This window comes from Desulfosporosinus burensis, from assembly GCF_054657535.1.
Genome location: NZ_BAAHYN010000055.1, coordinates 1 through 925, shown reverse-complemented (window position 1 = coordinate 925; position 925 = coordinate 1). Strand labels below are relative to the sequence as shown.

The 925-nt window shown below is 40.3% G+C and carries 1 protein-coding gene; it reads right to left on the bottom strand.

All coding sequences use genetic code 11. The annotated features are described in order from the left end of the window. Window positions 1-20: 20 nt before the first annotated feature. Window positions 21-925, bottom strand: a 905-nt coding sequence (locus ACYQ3Q_RS28295) for an IS4 family transposase (protein WP_459931722.1), incomplete at its 5' end; no start/stop codon positions are given.

The following is a 925-nucleotide window of genomic DNA, read 5'->3' as shown; positions in this document are numbered from 1 at the left end:
CATTTTTACATAATATAACTTTAGGGGATAACGGGATCGTAGGTTAAATCATTGAGCCAATCCGTCTCTTCATTCATAATCTGATGCTCTGTCATTTTGTAAATACGATCATAGTTGATTCTCCGAGAACCGTTTCCCCATTTTCGCCGAAGCTTTTCTAGAAACGAATCATAGCTTTCAAATAAACAAGAGATAACGCTTCTTTGCAAATTCAGTAAGTCTCTTTTATCCTCGATTTCAAGTTTTAGAAGAACGAGTGCGCAATAAGTCATGAGTGCTAAAAGTAACTGGTTAATAACTGATGTCTCACTTGTGCCGTAAAAATGTTTGATCTGAGCGTGTTGTTTCAGCCACTTAAAGAACAGCTCTATTTGCCAGCGATACCGGTAAATCTCACCAAATTCCTCGGCACTTCGATTAAAGTCATTCGTGACGATGGAAAAGGGTTCGTTGACCGAATCATCAATGGTAATGACACGAAGTTTATGCTTCATTTTTCGGCTGTTCGTTCCAAGAATAACATCAACGTCTTCTTCAATTGGACCATCTTCTTCAACGTTTCGTTGTCCAAGAAACTCAACCACAGCATTCTCTTTAAGGCGAGTTACAAATCGAATACCCTTTTCACAGTAGTCATCAAATAGTTTGTAATCCACGTAACCCCGGTCAAAAATATTAAGGGCGTCAGTATCTTTGACAATCAGTTCATCCAGTTTCTTCTTGTCTGCCGTCTTTGCCGGAGTAATAATCACTGCGTCAGGGACAGCCATTCCGTCGAAACTTAGTCGCAGATGCATTTTGATTCCGGCCTTGGTTTTTCTAAACACAGCCCAAGGATACTTAGAAAGGCACAAGCTTATCGTAGATGCATCAATCATGAACAGGTTTCCAAGGCGTTGCTGGATCAGTCCGAACCCTTTTTTCT